At 27.0% G+C, this 17,777-nt stretch carries 17 protein-coding genes; 7 read left to right on the forward strand and 10 right to left on the reverse strand.

Annotated elements, in window-relative coordinates; genetic code table 4:
- Window positions 1–27: 27 nt before the first annotated feature.
- The 10 genes from VY93_RS00640 to VY93_RS00680 all read right to left on the reverse strand — a co-directional run bounded on the left by VY93_RS00640 (window position 28) and on the right by VY93_RS00680 (window position 7,856).
- Window positions 28–861: an MAG0110 family membrane protein gene (locus VY93_RS00640; protein WP_020003077.1), complete on the reverse strand. Its 834-nt coding sequence runs from the start codon at window positions 859–861 to the stop codon at window positions 28–30.
- A 17-nt stretch (window positions 862–878) separates the two neighbouring features.
- On the reverse strand, window positions 879–1,550 hold the full coding sequence (locus VY93_RS00645) for a ribulose-phosphate 3-epimerase (RefSeq protein WP_020003076.1): 672 nt from the start codon (window positions 1,548–1,550) through the stop codon (window positions 879–881).
- A complete protein-coding gene (gene rsgA, locus VY93_RS00650) occupies window positions 1,537–2,367 on the reverse strand; it encodes a ribosome small subunit-dependent GTPase A (RefSeq protein ID WP_011283284.1) in 831 nt (276 codons plus the stop codon). The genes VY93_RS00645 and rsgA overlap by 14 nt, the downstream gene beginning before the upstream one ends.
- Window positions 2,367–3,365, reverse strand: a complete 999-nt coding sequence (locus VY93_RS00655) for a serine/threonine-protein kinase (protein ID WP_020003075.1) — start codon at window positions 3,363–3,365, stop codon at window positions 2,367–2,369. Before VY93_RS00655 ends, rsgA begins: the two co-directional genes overlap by 1 nt.
- Before the next feature lies 1 nt (window position 3,366).
- A complete protein-coding gene (locus VY93_RS00660) occupies window positions 3,367–4,113 on the reverse strand; it encodes a PP2C family protein-serine/threonine phosphatase (protein WP_020003074.1) in 747 nt (248 codons plus the stop codon).
- Entirely contained in the window at window positions 4,106–4,702 is a 597-nt protein-coding gene (gene gmk / locus VY93_RS00665; RefSeq protein WP_020003073.1) for a guanylate kinase, read from the reverse strand. Before gmk ends, VY93_RS00660 begins: the two co-directional genes overlap by 8 nt.
- A gap of 84 nt (window positions 4,703–4,786) precedes the next feature.
- Window positions 4,787–4,939 (reverse strand): 50S ribosomal protein L33, encoded by a 153-nt coding sequence (rpmG, locus tag VY93_RS03900; RefSeq protein WP_020003071.1) that lies wholly within the window; start codon window positions 4,937–4,939, stop codon window positions 4,787–4,789.
- A gap of 32 nt (window positions 4,940–4,971) precedes the next feature.
- A complete protein-coding gene (locus tag VY93_RS00670; protein WP_011283289.1) occupies window positions 4,972–5,805 on the reverse strand; it encodes a deoxyribonuclease IV in 834 nt (277 codons plus the stop codon).
- Complete coding sequence (locus tag VY93_RS00675; RefSeq protein WP_020003070.1) at window positions 5,793–6,866, reverse strand: potassium channel family protein; 1,074 nt, start codon at window positions 6,864–6,866, stop codon at window positions 5,793–5,795. The genes VY93_RS00670 and VY93_RS00675 overlap by 13 nt, the downstream gene beginning before the upstream one ends.
- Complete coding sequence (locus VY93_RS00680) at window positions 6,867–7,856, reverse strand: hypothetical protein (protein WP_020003069.1); 990 nt, start codon at window positions 7,854–7,856, stop codon at window positions 6,867–6,869.
- Window positions 7,857–8,146: 290 nt separating this feature from the next.
- On the opposite strand from VY93_RS00680, the gene secA reads away from it, so the two are divergent.
- The 7 genes from secA (at window position 8,147) to VY93_RS00715 (ending at window position 17,710) form a co-directional block, all read left to right on the forward strand.
- Window positions 8,147–11,428, forward strand: coding sequence for a preprotein translocase subunit SecA (gene secA, locus VY93_RS00685; RefSeq protein WP_020003068.1), 3,282 nt, complete (start codon window positions 8,147–8,149; stop codon window positions 11,426–11,428).
- 102 nt (window positions 11,429–11,530) lie between these two features.
- On the forward strand, window positions 11,531–13,333 hold the full coding sequence (locus VY93_RS00690) for an ABC transporter permease (RefSeq protein ID WP_020003067.1): 1,803 nt from the start codon (window positions 11,531–11,533) through the stop codon (window positions 13,331–13,333).
- The gene (locus VY93_RS00695) at window positions 13,333–14,034 is read left to right on the forward strand and encodes an ABC transporter ATP-binding protein (RefSeq protein ID WP_011283294.1); all 702 of its coding nucleotides are present in this window, start codon (window positions 13,333–13,335) and stop codon (window positions 14,032–14,034) included. Before VY93_RS00690 ends, VY93_RS00695 begins: the two co-directional genes overlap by 1 nt.
- Complete coding sequence (locus VY93_RS00700; protein WP_020003066.1) at window positions 14,009–15,088, forward strand: aromatic motif membrane protein; 1,080 nt, start codon at window positions 14,009–14,011, stop codon at window positions 15,086–15,088. Before VY93_RS00695 ends, VY93_RS00700 begins: the two co-directional genes overlap by 26 nt.
- On the forward strand, window positions 15,078–16,007 hold the full coding sequence (locus VY93_RS00705; RefSeq protein WP_020003065.1) for an aromatic motif membrane protein: 930 nt from the start codon (window positions 15,078–15,080) through the stop codon (window positions 16,005–16,007). Before VY93_RS00700 ends, VY93_RS00705 begins: the two co-directional genes overlap by 11 nt.
- Window positions 15,997–16,902 carry an aromatic motif membrane protein gene (locus tag VY93_RS00710; RefSeq protein ID WP_020003064.1) on the forward strand — a complete coding sequence of 302 codons (906 nt, stop codon included), beginning with the start codon at window positions 15,997–15,999 and terminating at the stop codon, window positions 16,900–16,902. Before VY93_RS00705 ends, VY93_RS00710 begins: the two co-directional genes overlap by 11 nt.
- The gene (locus VY93_RS00715) at window positions 16,892–17,710 is read left to right on the forward strand and encodes an aromatic motif membrane protein (RefSeq protein WP_020003063.1); all 819 of its coding nucleotides are present in this window, start codon (window positions 16,892–16,894) and stop codon (window positions 17,708–17,710) included. Before VY93_RS00710 ends, VY93_RS00715 begins: the two co-directional genes overlap by 11 nt.
- Window positions 17,711–17,777: the final 67 nt, after the last annotated feature.

The following is a 17,777-nucleotide window of genomic DNA, read 5'->3' on the forward strand; positions in this document are numbered from 1 at the left end:
GATATTTTTTTGTTAAATTGATTCGCATTACTTTTTAAATTTCATCATAATTCTAATTAGGAATCATAAGATATTTGCATAGCTAATAAATAATTCAATTCCATATCCAGCAGCTCTTGCGATAAATTCATGTTTTGAAAAGAATGCAAGGTTTTTTGAATCGGTTAGTATTCTATTAAAAGTGTAAATAGTGCTAATTGAAATTATTGCAATTCCTATTATTGAAATAGCAACGTTTATAGTTCCATATACAGGGCCTACTGCAAATATTCCAATTACTGTAAGAATTAAAAATACTGCAAGTAAAAATCCTGAAACTCTCATAAGTTTGGTTAAATCAAATAAACCATAATATGAAAATACTCCAAGGAAAAATAACACAAGCATTGGCGCAAACATTAATACCAATGGCACTGTGATAGGAGGATTTTTATAGCTAGTAGTTGCTCTATTTCAATCTGGATTAATTGAATATACAACCAGTGCCATAGAAATCATTACAGAGAAAAATAAAACTACAACCGGATAACTAAATATCAGCGATTTTCAGCTAAATTTTCTTAAGAATCAAATAACTATAAAATAGGCAACAAATAATCCAAGAACTAGTCCATATACTACAAATGGTTTTTCTTTCATAAAGCGAGTAAAGGCGTTATCTACACCATTAACTATCGCATTAAAAACACTATGATAAATAGAAATAGTTAGTGCAACAAACACGCTAAATGCTAATGCAAAAAACATAAACACAAGCCCATAAAATTGCCCTTGTGTTTTCTTAGAAGAAATTAAAAATTTATAGTCTTTATCAACATCTACGTGTAAAGAATTTAAATTATTTTTTTGTTCAAAATTCATTACTAAATTTTACCACATTATTTAAATATAGAATTGATAGTCTCTTTAGTTGGACTTTTAACTAAAAAGGTTCCAACCACACATAAATTAGCACCTTTTTTAAAGCATTTAGGACCTGTTAAATTATTAATTCCACCATCTACTTGAATCAAGTATTCATAATTTTTTCTTAAATTAAGTCTTTCAAATTTAAGTTTTTTAATTTTATCTAAAGCAGATTCTATAAAGGCTTGCCCGCCTTTACCAGGATTAACCGACATTACTAAAACTAAAGTTAATTTTTCTAAAAATGGAAATACTCTTTCAACATCAGTTTCAGGATTAATGGCTAGCCCTATTCTTAAATTATGTTTGTTTAAATCTAAAAATTCTTCAAATTTATCTAAATCATTTTCAATGGATTCATAGTGAAATGTAAATATATCGACATAGTCTTTTAATTTATCGACATATTCATAAGGATTTTCAACCATTAAATGAACATCTTTAATATGGCTTTTAGTTTTTTTAGAAATTTTAATTATTTCATCAACTTCGATTGCTGTATTTTCTACAAATTTAGCATCCATTACATCATAGTGAAATCATGAAATTCCTAAATCAATTAAAGAATTAACGTAATCAATTCTTTTTTCTTTTTCGACATTTAAAATGCTAGGAGTTACTAGTTTATTTCTATTTTCTTTCATTTTGTTCCTTTAACAGCTTTAAATAATTTTTATATCTAAATTCAGGCACTAAATTTGAATTTAAATTTAATTTAACGTTGCAATTTTTTTCAAAGTTATGCATACAATCTTTAAATTCGCATAATTTAGCAAGCTCTTTAAAATTTAAATAACTTTTATTTAAGTTTATTTCTTTTTCAACATCAAGCGATGAAAATCCTGGTGAGTCTATTAAAAATCCATTTAAAAATGAAATTATTTTAGCTGAAGTAGTGGTATGTTTTCCTCTTGAAAGGCTTTTTGAAATTTGCTGAGTTTTGTAATTATTATTTGAAATATTGTTAATAAAAGTAGTTTTACCAACTCCGCTTTGGCCCATCACTATTGAAAACTTTTTATCAAATAACTTTTTAATTTCATCGTAATTATTATCGTTACTTGAAAGCAAAAAAACTTTGTAATTTTGCATCTCGTATTTTTGTTTTCAATGATTTGCTAGCTCTAAATCTAAATCTGATTTAGTTAGAAAAATTATTAAATCAATATTTTTGCTTTCTACAATTGCTAAATATTTATCAAGTAAAAACGATGAAAAGTCAGGTTCTTTAACTGATAAAAAAACAAGCACTTGATCAATATTAGCTACCTTTGGTCTAATTAATTCATTTTTTCTTGGTTTTATATCGGTAATTAAATCATTTTCAACTTCTACGATATCGCCAACTTTAGGAGTTATTTTTAACTTTTTTAATCTTCCTGCAAATGGAAGTAGTTTGCAGTTATTTTCAAGATCACAAACATTAGCAGTTTGACCAAATAATTCAAAAACTCTATTCACTAATAAACTCCAAAAAAATGCAGTAGCACAAAAATTCCAATAAAACAAAGCGCGATAAAACTAAAAATAGATACTAGAAAAAATTTACTTTGAATAAATCAAGAAAAATTTTTCTTTTCTTGTAAATTTTTAGGATTAAATAAACTTTGATTTAAAAATTTAGGATTTAGTGAATTTTCTAAATCAAAGATTAAATCTAAAGTGCTTTTATATCTTTTTTCAGGGTCTTTTTGGAGAGCTTTATAAATTATATTAACAACAGAATTTGGAATTTCTTCTACTTCTGATTGAGGATTTGGAATTTCGCTTGAAAGATGTTTTTTAATAGTTTCACTAGCGGTTTTTCCTTTGAAAGGAACCTTGCCAGTTATCATTTCGTAAAATAAAATTCCAATAGCGTAAATATCTACTGATTTATTAATTGGCTTATTTCTATTTACAATTTCTGGTGCCATAAAAAATGGAGAACAAGCAACTGAGCTTTCTCTTGTAAATCTTTGTTGATCGACATCATCTTCAATTGAAATACCAAAATCTATTATTTTGATTTTTCCATCAATTGTAATGTAGATATTATCGCTTTTAATGTCTCTATGAATTATTTTATGGCTATGAATTTCTTGCACAGCATATGCAATTGATTTAATGATTTGAACCGCATCTTTAACATTTATTCTACCGTGAGCTTTTAGCTTTTCTGAAACTAAGCTGCCATTAATTAATTCAAGAACCATATAAGCTTCTTTGGTGTCTTTATAAAATTCAAAAATTTTTGGAACGTATTCGGTATTTAAATTTTTAATTAAATGCGCTTCGTTTGTAAAGCGCTCGAATTCACTATTTTTATTTTGAATATTTAAATATTTTAAAGCGTAGTATTTGTTGTTAAATTTGCTTTTTATTTTAAAAACATTGGCGTATCCGCCTTCTCCAAGAGGAGAGATAATTTCATATTTTTTATAAACGTTGGAATCATTGATAATATTGCTATTATTCATTTTACTCTCCAAGGTTTATAACAATACAGCTAATGTTATCTGTTGAGTCATTTTTTTGTGCAATTTCAACAAGAGAATTAGCAATTTTTTCACTTGATGAAGATTTAAGCTCAGCTTTGAATTCTTCGCTAGAGATAAATTCATGAGCACCATCACTTGTTAAAATGATTTTATCTACTTTAGCATAATCGATTTGATCTAGATCGTAAATGTTAAAAGTGATTTTATTTTTTAAAGATAAAACGCTAGTTAAAAGTCTTCCTTTAGGATTGCTTTTAGCTTCTTCTAAAGAAATTCCAGTGCTTAAAAGTTTATTTTCATAAGAGTGATCTTGAGTTATTTGAACTAGTTTTTTTTCTTTAGTGTAAAAATAACATCTACTATCACCGATGTGAAAAACTATTATTTTTTGAATTTTTTTAAGAATTAAAACTCCAGTTAAAGTAGTTCCCATTCTTTCTTTTGAAAAGTCAGATTTAATTAAATCTTTAAATCTTTTTTTAACTAAATTAACTACGTTTTTAAGTCACAGCGAAGTTTCTTGAAAGGAAATATAGCTAAAATTTTTGCTAAATTGATTAGTAAAAATTTTTGCAGTTTCTTCGGCAGCGATATCACCATGTAAATGTCCACCCATTCCATCACAGACAAGAGCGACTAAAAAATCGTCATTTTCAAAGTGACTTACTCTATCATCATTTTTTTTACGGTATGCACCTGTAATTGAAATGCTTTTAAGACTAATCAATGTCTAACTCCTTGTGAAGAATTTCTCTTATTTCTTGCGCTGCTCTTTCAGGTCTGTCATTATAAACTACGTATTTAAAATTACCATCCTCAAGCAGCTCTTCTTTAGCTTTATTTACTCTATTTTTAATAGTTTGAGCGTTTTCGGTTCCTCTGTTTTTAATTCTTTTATAAATATCAGTAATACTTGGAGGAGATAAAAATATTGTAATTAAATTATAAGGAGGATTTTTAAGTTTTTGCATTTTTTGGGCAATTATTTTTGCGCCATTGGTTTCAATTTCTAAAAATGGAACTTTATTACGAGCAATTATATTATCAAGCTCGCTGTATAAAGTTCCATAATAATTGTCAAAATGAAAAGAGTATTCTAAAAACTTTTTATTTTTAATCCTGTCTTTGAATTCTTCTTTAGAAATAAAATAGTAGTGAATACCATTAGTTTCACCACCTCTTGGACTTCTAGTAGTCGCTGAACAAGATAAAGATAAGTTAAGTTCATCATAGTTAAAAACAAGTTGTTCAACTGTTCCTTTTCCAACACCTGATGGACCTGTAAAAATTACTATGCTTTTCTTTTTCTTATTCATAAAACTTTGCTAAAAATAAATTTAAAATATTTTAGCATAAAAGATGGCAAAATTAAAAATAAAAAAGCCACTTTGGCTTTTGAATTATTTTCTTTCTTTGTGAACAGAATGTTTTGAGCATTTTGAACAATACTTAGAAAGTTCAACTTTTTCAGGATGTAATTTTTTATTTTTCTTAGAAATGTAATTTTGCATTTTGCAACTTGTACATTCTAACGTAAAACCTTCACGTGCCATAATGTCTCCTTGTTTTATTTATTATATATTTTTTATGGTTTTTTATTTAATAACATTTGAATTTCCACATCGTAGATAGGTTTATTATCAACGTAGGGAGTTTCTAAAATTATAGGAATATTATCAAAATCTTTATCATGAACAAATTTTGCCAAGGTTTCAAGTCCAATGTGGCCTTGATCGATATTTGCATGACGATCTTTATGCGATGATAATTCATTTTTAGAATCATTTAAATGAATTACTTTTACATGTTTTAAAAGATTTCATTTCTTTAGCTCATCTTTAAAGCTTTGATAATCTTTTAAATTATAACCTGCATCTCATAAATGACAAGTATCTAAGCATATCGCAATTCTATCTGAGTTAAGCTTGTTTATTAAATAAGAAATTTGTTCGAAATTAATTCCTATTTCAGTACCTTTACCGGCCATGGTTTCAATGCAAATAACCACGTCTTTAGTTTTAGAAAGTATATGAGTTAAGCTTTTAACAAGCTGATCCAAAGCTTCCTGAGGAGCAAATTCTGTATAAGCTCCAGGGTGAAGAACTAAATACTTAGCATTTATATAATTCATTCTATTTATTTCTTGGATTAAAAAATCACAAGAAAATTTAGCCTTAGTAGGATTGGCAGGATTAATTATATAAGGCGCATGAACTATTATATCTTCAGCAGGAATATCTTTAGCATAAAAATCAAGATATTCTTGTTTTTTATATAGCTCAAATTCAACTCTTTTAGTAGTTTGCGGAGCGCCTAGATATATCATCATGGTGTTGGCTTTATTGTTAATGCTTTCACCGGCTGCGCCTGCTAAATAATTTGGTTTTTTAAATGAAACGTGACTTCCTAGCTTAATCATAAATTATTTTCATCAAGATGTGTTTTCTCAGTATTTTTTTCTGCTTTAGTAGCTTTAGCCTCTAAAGCTTCTTTATCTTTAAGAGCTTGTTTTTTGGCTTCTTGTTTTTCTTTCTTTTTGTCTTTAAAATGACTTTGAAGTAAGTTTAAAAATGAACCTGCAATAACCCCGGAAGGAATTGCTATAATTGCCACTCCTAAAATAGCTGCTAGCATTACCACAAATTTACTTACTGGTGAATGCGGAGTTAAATCTCCATAACCTATAGTAGTTAAAGTAATGGTCATGAAATATATAGTGTCAAAGAAGTTTGTAATATAACCATTTGAAAGCGCTTTGTAACTTGGATCATTTAGATACTTAGCAGTATCGCTAGGATCAATATTATTTTCTTTTAATCAATTCATTTGAACAAGATTAAGCTCTTGAACTTCATTGTTTAATATCACAAGACCAAATAAAAGAATAAATATTATTGAAAGTCAAAATAAATATAGCAGCACTTTCTTTTGTTCTTTGAATGCGTCAAAGATATAAGCTATTCCAGCTATTAATTTAAGGCAAAATAAAATTCTAAAAATTTTGGCAAAGTTTAGTGATTTAAAAAAATTTAAATAAGGGGGAATTTCAATTGAATTATTTAAAATCTGTAAAACGTTTAGCGAAGATAAAAGGCAAATTAAAATAACTATTCCAGGAAATGAAATTGGATATCTAAGCAACGTTTTTAGCCTTGATCAATTTTGCGTATTTTTACGAGTATAAAATGTAACTCAGTGACTTGCATAATCAAATAAAAATACGAAAAACGAAACAACTTGTGTAATTGCAATTACTGCATTAAAGGCTGTTCTAAAATTATCATTAGGATTGATAAAAGTTAAAAATGATGATAATGAAATGAAGACAATAACAAAAGCGTATAGTTTTCTTAAGAAACGAATTCTCTGATCAGTAACTCTTTTTTCAAGACCGTTAACTATTGAATCTGATCAAACAATTATTGACAGATTTTTAAAAATTAAAGCTTTGTTATTTTTAATATATTTAAGTAAAAACATTTATTTTATAATCTCTACTTCCATGTTTTTATTTATTGTACCAGATTCACTTTCCAGAAGATAGCTACTAATCATACGGTGAAATTCAATTCCAATATTAGGATAGTCGATGTGAATTTTTAATAAATAATTTCGAATCTGATCATAAATTGAAATATAACCAATATCGGTTATATATAAGTTATCAGAATTGCCCGCCATTAAGCTCGCAAAAATTTCTCTAGTAGAAGATACGATGTATTTATAACTTCCTTTTTTGCAAAATTCAAAAAAGGAAGCAACGTCTTTTTTAGAATATAAATTTAAATTATAAAAAGCAGTTTCAATATTATTTTTTTTAGCGTAGTTTTCAATTCCTGCGATCTTTTCATTTTGAATTGCTTTTTCGGTTTTATTATTAAATACGTAGACTAATTTTTTGGCAATATTTTTTTTAGATAAAAAATATAAATCCATGAAATAAGCTAGTTTATAAAAGGCTTTGGTAAAATCGATTTTAATGCTATTTAAACCATCGTAGGTGTATCCGTAGATAAAGATGTTGCATTGGTCTGATAGTTTTTTTAAAAACTCAAGTTGCTCTTCGTTTTTTTTATTGAAAAATACCACGATACCAATTGGATTGTGTTTTAGCGCTAGATAAATATTTTCAATAAAATCGTTTTTATCGGTGTTATAGTATAAATTAAAGACTTTTTGCTTTACTTTATTAGCTTCGTTAACTAGCCCGCTTATAATTGGACTAAATTTATGATTTTGTCACTGCGGAATTAGCGCAAAGATTAAATTATAGTTAACGGTTTTAGTTAGCTTGAAATGATCTTTGGTTTCTAGTCCATAGTCACTTATTATTTTTTCTAGAATTAGTTTTTTTTCTTTTGAAAGATAACCATCGCGATAATATCTAGAAATAGATGCAATTGAAATTCCGCTAATTTGTGAAATTTCACTATATGTTAGTTTTTTGTTTTTCAAATTATTTTCTTTCATGAAACACCTTAAAAAGCAAAAAAGAGCAAATGCTCTTTTTAATTATTGCCTGAAAGGTCCATATTACTTAGAGGGACAACAAGCAAAGCTTATAGCTTTCCACTCCCACGGCAAAGGCCGATAGGCATTAATTAAATTATAGCATTTTTAATCTTAATTATTTTAATTTTTCTAAATTAAATTTTAATCCAAAAATTTATTATTTTTTATATAAAAATTATTATTTATTAACTTTTATATATAAAGCAAAATTTAATAAAATAATAGTTACTATATGGCTACGAGGTAAAATGGCTTTCTTTTCTAAATTTTTAAATATAAAATCAACTGAAATGCGTATTGCAGAAAAATCATTAAAGAGAATTAATGATTTAGAAAAATACGTAATTAACAATACCGACGAAGAATTAAGATCTAAAACTCAGTTCTTTAAAGACCTTTTAAAAGAAGGTTATAAGCTTGAAGATATTCGTGATGAAGTTTTTGCGGTAGCCCGTGAGGCTACTAAAAGAGTTTTAGGAAAGCGTCCTTATGACGTGCAAATTCTGGGCGGTATTCTTTTAGATTTAGGAAGCGTAGCTGAAATGAAAACCGGAGAAGGAAAAACAATAACTTCTATAGCTCCAGTTTATTTAAATGCTCTTTCAGGAAAAGGAGCAATAGTTTCAACAGTTAATGAATATCTAACCGAAAGAGATGCCCAAGAAATGGGGCAAGTTTTTAATTATTTAGGTCTTTCGGTAGGAATAAACAAAGCGCAAATGGATCCAAATCTAAAGCGTTATGCTTATTCTTGTGACATTACTTACTCAGTTCACTCAGAGCTTGGTTTTGACTATTTAAGAGATAACATGGTTAGCGATATGAGTGAAAAAGTTCAACGTGAGCTAAACTTTTGTCTTATCGATGAGGTGGACTCTATATTAATCGATGAAGCTAAAACTCCGCTTATCATCTCTGGAGGCGAGGCCAACGATTCAAGTAGTTATTATTCAGCTGATCAATTTGTAAGAACGCTAAATAACGATGATTTTTTAGTTGATGAAGAATCAAAGGCGGTAACTTTAACAGCTTCGGGAATTGAAAAGGCTAATTCATTTTTTAGAATTGATGATTTATATAACATAGAACATTCTGAAAAAGTGCATTTAATTCAAAATGCACTTAGAGCTCATAAAGTTTTTAAAATCGATGTTGAATATATTGTTAAAAATAACAAAATCGAACTAGTTGATGCCTTTACTGGAAGAATTATGGAAGGTCGTAGTTATTCTGAAGGTCTTCAACAAGCAATTCAAGCCAAAGAAATGGTAGAAATCGAGCCTGAAACTCAAACGCTGGCTACTATTACCTACCAAAACTTTTTCAGAATGTTTAACAAGCTTTGTGGAATGACAGGAACTGGTAAAACCGAGGAGCAAGAATTTATCGACATTTACAACATGCGTGTAAATGTAGTTCCTACCAATAAACCAATCGCTAGAGAAGATGCACCTGATTTAATTTTTGCAAACGCCAAAGATAAATGAGAAGCAGTAGGTAAAGAAGTTGAAAGGCTATATCAAAAAGGTCAGCCCGTTTTAGTAGGAACCGCGCAAATTGAAGACTCTGAAATAATTCATAGAATTTTAATTGAAAAAAATGTGCCTCATACCGTTTTAAATGCAAAACAAGACAAAGCGCTAGAAGCTGAAATCATAGCACAAGCTGGAGTTAAAGGAGCTGTAACTATTGCAACCAATATGGCCGGTAGAGGAACCGATATTAAGCCATCAAAAGAAGCGCTAGAGCTCGGCGGATTATATGTTTTAGGAACTGATAAAGCTGAATCGAGAAGAATTGATAATCAATTAAGAGGTCGTTCAGGACGTCAAGGTGACGTTGGAATTTCTAGGTTTTATATTTCGCTAGAAGATCAATTAATTATGCGGTTTGCAAACTTTGAAGCTTTCCAAGAAGCTTACGCAAAAGATGCTGGAAAAGAAATAACCAACAAACAACTTAGATTTGCCTTTAATAATGCGCAGAAGAAAATCGAAGGATTTAACTACGATTCTAGAAAAAGCGTTTTAAATTATGATGACGTTATCCGTCAACAAAGAGATTTAATTTACTCTCAAAGAGATCTTTTATTAATATCAAATGAATTTGAAGAAATCATTCGTAGAATGATTAAAGTTTTTGTTAAAAATTTAGTTGCAATTGAAGACCATAAGCTTAAAAGCGGAGCTTATGATTATCAAAAGCTAGTAGATTTTTTAAATAAAAATATTGCCGTTTATATAAAACATGATTTTAATGTTGATGAATTTAAACGTATTCATGATAATGAATTAGTCGATAAAGTAAATCAAATGGTTAATGATATCTACAATCAATGACTTGCAAATGCAATTAAAAAAACCGATCAAGCTTATATAGATAATTTCAAAAAACAAGTTTTATTAAAAACACTAGATGATAATTGAAAAAAACATATTAACAAAATGGACAAACTTCGTTCTAATGTTAATTTAGTTCAATATTCACAAAAAAATCCTTATCAAATTTATACTGATGAAGGAACAAAAATGTTTGAAGATTTAATTCAAACAATTGCCTTTGAATCTGTTTTAAAAGTCTTTTCATCACCACTTGGTGAAAAAAGCTTGATCACTGCAGAAATCAAAAATGATCCTTTATATCAACAAGTTGCATCTACTTTTGAATATAATCCTTATTTAAGTATTTCAGAACAAGAAAAACAGCTTCTAGAAAGATATAACAACGTAAAACAAAGATTAAATGAAGTAGAACAGCAAAACCTACAAGAACAATCTTATAAAGATCCATCAAGTGATAATTTAGGAAACAATCCAGAACCGAAAACGGGTTCACAAAGTCAAAGTGAACATGAAATGGTTTTAACTCCTGATACAGTAATTGATCCTAGCATTGACACTAATCAATGATTTGAAGAAATCAACATTGATGATTTTATAAATGTAACTAAAAAAGATAGCGAGCTTGAGTCAAAAGAAAAAGAGCAAGAAGAAGTTAAAAATCAAGAAAATCAACCTAAAGAAAATAAACCAGCAGAAACTAAAGTTGATGCTACTAAAAATCAAGAAAATGTTTCCGAAGAACTAAAAGCAAAAGAAGTTGCTACAGTAGTAGAAGAAAAACCTAAAAAAGTTTCTAAAGCAAAATCAGAAAAACTAAAAGTCGCTAAAAAAGTTAAACCAAAAGATCTTGAAAGCAAAGAAAAACCAAAATCAGATAAAGCTAAAAAATCTTTAGCAAAAAAAGAAACACAAAAACCTAAAAAACCAAAAATTACTTCTGAAGTTAAAATTGCTAAAGTTGAAAAAACTGACAAAAAAGCAAAAGCTCAAGATAAACCAAAAGCTAAAGTAACTAAAGCAAAAGAAACAAAACCTAAAACAGAAGTTAAAGCAGATAAAGTTAAAACTAAAACTGCAAAAACTTCAAAGGCAAAAGCGCAAAAAGTAGAAGCTGAAAACTTTGTAAATAAAATTGTTTTTCCAAAAAATAAAATTGATTTAAAACTAGAAAAAATCAAATTAAAATAAATTATAAAGGCAGGCCATAGTGCTTGCTTTTATATTTTAAAAATGTAATATAATATGTATAATTTTATATTCCATTTATTTCATATTTATAGAAAGAGTTTAATGAAGCAGTTTTATGTTTATTGTGCGTTTTTGCATAAACTACTATTTAAAAAAGTAAATTCAATAGTAATTCCGCTTTTTGTATTTTCAGTTTCACTAATTGCTGGAATTGTTATTTGAAATCAAAACATAAAAAACATAAATTCAACAACAATAATTTATGCATTTTTATTTTTAGAACTTTTATTTACTACACTTTATGCATCAATTAAAGCGCTTAATTTATTCAAAGAACAGGAATCAGATGCTTTAGATATTTTGGTTTTTTCTAAGCCAATTAGTAGAAAAAAAATGTTTATTTCTAAACAAGCAACTTTTATTTCTTTTGGATTAATGTGATCTTTAGTAGTTTTTACAAGTAACATTTCAGCATTTTTTATAATGAATTTAGAAAATGCGCTAGTGGTTTCTTTTATAAGCTTTGCAAGCTTATTTTTTAGCTATTTAATTTTCGGAAATATAGCAGCACTAATTGCTTATAAGTTAAGTTCTAAACTAGCTTTAACTATTTCACTTGTAATTTCAACTCCTTTAGTTATTGGTGGAGTTGTAATTAATTCTAATTCAACTTCAACTGCAAATAACTTTGCTTATTATTTAAATACACCATATCAATTTAATCGTAGCAATACAGCAGTTAATACCAACCAGTTTTATTTGAATAACAATAAAGATAATTACTATATTTTAGCTAACGGTTATAAAAGTGATAAATTCAGTGATTTGCAAAAAGAATTTATAAATAATGCATATGGTTATGCTGAAAATTCATCAAAATCATGACAAGTTTATTCATGACTTTCACTGCCATATCAATTAATTGACGCAGCAAATGTTAACAATAAAAATCCATTAAGCTTTACCGAAAATAATAGTGAAAATAATTTAAAAGATTACATATTTTATAATCACTTAGATTCAATTGCCTACAATTACAATTTAGTTAAAGATCCTAAAATTGCAACATCAGGCGTTAATGATGATAAAAGCAAATACTATATAGTTCCAGGGCTACTTAAAGTTGATTCAAAAATTGATAATTTAATTAACGCCAAAATAGTTTATGCAAGAGAAAACGCATCAACTTTTGATGTTACTTTCCCTGAAGACAATTTTATTTATTCATCACCTAATAATTTAGTTGGTGAAATTTCATGACAATACACCAGTGAACTTTTAAATAGTGATGTATTTAAAAACTACGCAAGAAGGTTTTACGCAAATCTTTTTAATAAATTAAAACAAGTAAATTCAACTGATTTATTTACTAATAAAAAACTTCTTTTAGATGAAGTTTCTTCAAAATTAAATGAAATTTCATCTGATTCTAGTGAAGCAAAATTAGTTGATCCTTCTACTACTGTTTTAGATGAAAACGCAATTAAAAATAATAAAATTAAAAACTTAACTGAGAAAAAAGTTTATTTAGCTGTCGGACTTTTATATTATTTATATTTTGCACATAATGATTCTTTTCTAACAAAAGCACTTCTTTCTAATGAAGATCCGTTAGAAAAAGATAATCCCTCGAAAATAGTTTTAGAAATTGATGGATATAAATATGAAATTGGAGGATATTCATCATTTACTGCAAAACAAGAAGTTAAAAACGATAAAGTTGTAATTCGTTATGAATTAGAACCAAGCGATAATTACTTATTCCAAAAAGTAAATGAGTTATATTCTCTAGAAAGAGGAAATCAAATAGTTGATAAAAATTACTACTATTTAATTTGAGTGGTAATTGCAATGATGGTTGTGTTTTTAAATACATATCTATACATGAAAAAGGACTATAAATAATGAAAAATATTTTAGAAGTAAAAAGTTTACAAAAAGTTTATTCTCCTAACACTGGAATATTTGACATAAATTTTTCTGTAGAAGCTGGGCATTTTCATTCATTTATAGGAGAAAACGGAGCCGGAAAAACTACAACTATTAAATCAATTATTGGAGCTTATAATAGCTATTCTGGTGAAATTTTAATCGATGGCAAAAATTCAAAAAATCCTGAAACTAAAAACATTATTGGATATGTTCCAGAATATGCAAAATTTCCTAAAGAATTAACCACATTTACATATTTGCAATTTCTTGCAATGCTTAATGGAGTTAGCAAAAGTGTAGCTAAAGAAAAAATAACAGCGCTTCTTGAAAAATTTAATATTAGTGATTTAAAAAACAAAAAGCCGGTTAATTTTTCATCTGGCCAAAAGAAAAAAATTCTTTTAATACAAGCATTAATTCATGATCCACAACTTATTATTTTAGACGAGCCTACCGCTAACTTAGATCCTACTGCTAGATTTGAATTATTTACAATTTTAAATCAACTAAAAAGTCAAGGAAAAACAATTTTTATTAGCTCACACGTATTATCAGAAATTGATAAATACACAGATTCATTTACTTTAATTCACAAAGGACAAATAGTTTACAATGGTAAAAAATACAAACCATTAGAAAAAGTATTTTATGAAAAAGTTCTTAGTAATAAATAAATTATTATCTTTTAGTTTGCTTTCTTTAGTTCCAATAGTAGCCTCTTCTTGTGGCACTTCATCTGTTAAAAATAGCGTGGATTCAAATGAACAAGCGTCAACTTCGCTTTCTAGAGAATCTATCGCATCTTTTGATGGTTTATTAAATTATGTTTTTAATAACAACCAAGTAGCAGTTGAAAATTTTAAAAATTCTCAAGATCAAATACTTCCAGCAAAATTTAATGAAGTAAAACAAGCTCTTGTTTGAGCTCCACCATTTTACGTTAACGTTTTAGAACAAAATAGTGAATTAAAAAAACAAACCAGTGATTCGATTAATATTTTAAAAGACACATTTAAAAATGATTGATATTGAATGGTTAAAAACATTTCAAAATTTATATATCAATTTAATCCTTATGGTCAATTATATGATGATGAAGCAGCACAAAAACAAGACTTTGATTTAATTGAGCATTTATATGGTAGATTAGATAAAAAAATTAATTGAAATGAAATTTTTTATATTTTAAGCTACAAAATTAAAGTAGATCCAGATGCAAATGAAACATTTAAAGATTTAACAGCACACTTTTACTTTTTAGATGATGGGTTTGTTAAATTTTACACTTACGAAAACCAAGGAAAACAAAACTTATTTTTCGTTCCTGATTATTTTAAAATAGCACTAAGCGATGATGATATTGCTCTTGTAGATTTAACTGCAAATCAAGAAAATTCTAATGGCAACACAACTACAAAAAACTATAAAGCTATTTCTTTAAAAAAAGAAGCAGATCAAGAAAAATACAAAAATATAGCACTTGATTTTGAAAATAAAATTTGAGAAAAATGAACTCAAAAAATAGATAGTCTTATAGAAGAAGCTAAAGAATTTGGAAGTAAAACCGAAGAAGAAGTTAGAAAAGAAAATACATACGAAAAATTCTTTCAATACTTTTCAAATGTATCTTACGTTGGCATGCAATTTAAAGCAATTAACGAATTAAATGCAAGTAATCCAAAAACAAAACTTTTTAAATACACATTAAGGTGAATAGATGAAAATTAAAAAAAGATTTTTAGCTATTAGTCTTTTAATTCCAATTGCACTACCTTTATTTGCAATTAGTTGTGCTAATTATTCAGAGAGAAGCTCACTTAATAAATTAATTGATACAAGTCAAGTTGTAACCAATAAGGATATCGACAATAATGAAGCTAAAAGTGAATTGATTTTAAATAATTTACTTTCAAGAACATTTAAAAATGAAACTGATAGAGTTAATTTTTTAAATCAGCAAAATGATTCTAATTATCAAAATACTCTTTTGGATCAGCTAAATTCACTAAAGCAAGATTTTTTAAAAGCAAAGCAGGATAATAATCAAACACAAATGGATTTAACTGCTAATAAACTAGCAGATTTATATAGTCAAAACTGATATTTCTTTTTTAAAAATTTATCTAAATTTAGCGGAACTTTTAATGACTTTGTAATCATTAACAAAACAAAAGATAATTTTCACTCAGCTCAATATTTAAATCAAGTAAAAAACAAAACCCCCTATCGTGATTTTAGATATTTAACTAATTACATTGATTCTATAAAAGTAGGTGAGGAATCAGCCGAGTTAGGTGATTCATCAGTTTTATATATTGCAAAAGATAAAAGTGTTTTTAGAGTAACTATTAGAAATGAATCTTTAGATAAACCTACTTTAAGTATTCGTCCATATATTTGATATTTTGGAGATTTTGGAGCAAGAAATATTTCTTTAAGTATTATTTCAAGAATATGGCATTCAGCGGTAATTCATAATTATCAAGAAGGATATGAATTATTTGAAAAAAGCTTAATAAAAGACCAAAATTATGGAATACCAGCAAAATTTGTGCTTTTACCAAAAATAAATGCTATCCAAGAAGAAAGTCCAGCATCTCAAACTTCAAATACCAAAGAAAGTAAAACGCAAGAAAATGAAAATTAAAAAAATATTACCGGCAGTTTTTTTAACAATGGCAGCATTGCCAGCTATTTCTTGTGCTTCAAATTCAAATGCAAACACAAATTCAAATAATGCCAAAAGTTTGTTTGAAAAAATTACTAAAGAAAATGTAACTATTAATCAAAGATGAAATGATTTTATTGAAAGCAAAGCAATAAATAGTCTTTTAAATCTTGCATTTCCTAAAAAAGAAAATCGTGAAAAATACATTAAAGAACAAAATGAATTAAATTACGATTCGAAATATAAAAAAGATTTAAAATACTGACTTTCATATGGTAATAACATTCAATCTGCATTAGGTTCAGATTCAAATTTTTTCTTTGGAGATTTGCCATATCCATATGAAAACTCTAGAGCAAGAGTTGGACAATTATTTGATAATAATTGACTTTGATTTTTATTTAATTTAGATAAATTTACTTTTGTTAATTATCCATCTGTTAATTTATTTGAAAAAACTTCAACACAATATTCAATTCAATCTCAAGAAAATTCTTTAGTTCTTGGAACATTTTATACACCTAACTCAAATAAAATAATTGATTTTTCAACACAAATTTATGAAAGCGATGATGAAATTCTTACTGCTAATGTTTGACTTTTAATAGAAGCAGGATTTTTAATTAGAATAGAAGTTAGACACTATCTACAAGATGAACTTTCAGATATTAGTCTTCTTGGTTATTTATTTACTTATCCAGACTTAATTTCTTCAAATAATAAATTAAGAGATTTTAACATCAAAAAATACATAGAAGACAATGAAGACTTTGATTCTAAAAGTGTTGATGAACTTAAAAGTCTTTTATTTACAGAAAGATACGGTGGAAGCAAATTACGCTACACTGTAGTTGATATAAACAATGAAAAATAAGTTTAAATTTTTAATTCTTTTTTCAACTCTACCTTTAAGTGCTTCTTTGATAAGTTGTTCTTCAAATATCCAAGATACAAAAAAAGATTATCTTGATCAAAATTTTCAAGTTCCAATAAATAACGAAAATCAAACCGAGCTTGCAGCTATTTTATCTTTAGATAAAAACGATTCTTTAGAGAATTCTTCAATTTATAAAAACGATCAAAATTACTTTAGAAATTTTTTTAACACTTATGATAAAAATTTCCAAAGTTTACTTGAAACAGTTAACGAATCAAAAAAGAAAGAAATAGCTGAAACATTAATGAGTGAAATTGCTAAGAATTGATATTATGTTTTTAATAATTTACTTTTATTCCAGCCATATTTTTATAAATGATTTAATCTTCCAGACACTAAGGAAGCAAAACATTCTCCATTTTATAAAGATCAAACTTTAGTATCACACAAACATATTGCAATACCTAGATTTACTACTTATCAAAACGGTAAAGTCTTAGAAAATTTCACTGACTATAATATTGATAAAAATGAAATTCATTTTTATTTACTTCTTTCACAAAATACATTTGCGAGGTTTTTAGGAAAAAAAGATCCAAATTCAGAAAAATTTAATTTTGAAGTTAAACTTTTTGCAACAACTAATAACGCTCAAAAAATAAATTTGCAAGAAATATATAATGATATTGAAACTAATTTAAAAACTCCTAATCAAAAAAGCTATGAAGATTTTGAAATAAAATATTCAAGATCAGGAAAATATGGATATTTAGCAGAATTAGTTTTAAAACCTTCTTTAATTTAATAAATAAAAATTAATAAATATGCCAAGATATAATTTTTTGGCTTTTTTTATTAATTAAAGCATCAAT

Source organism: Mycoplasmopsis synoviae ATCC 25204 (genome assembly GCF_000969765.1).
Classification (GTDB): Bacteria; Bacillota_I; Bacilli_A; order Mycoplasmatales; family Metamycoplasmataceae; genus Mycoplasmopsis; species Mycoplasmopsis synoviae.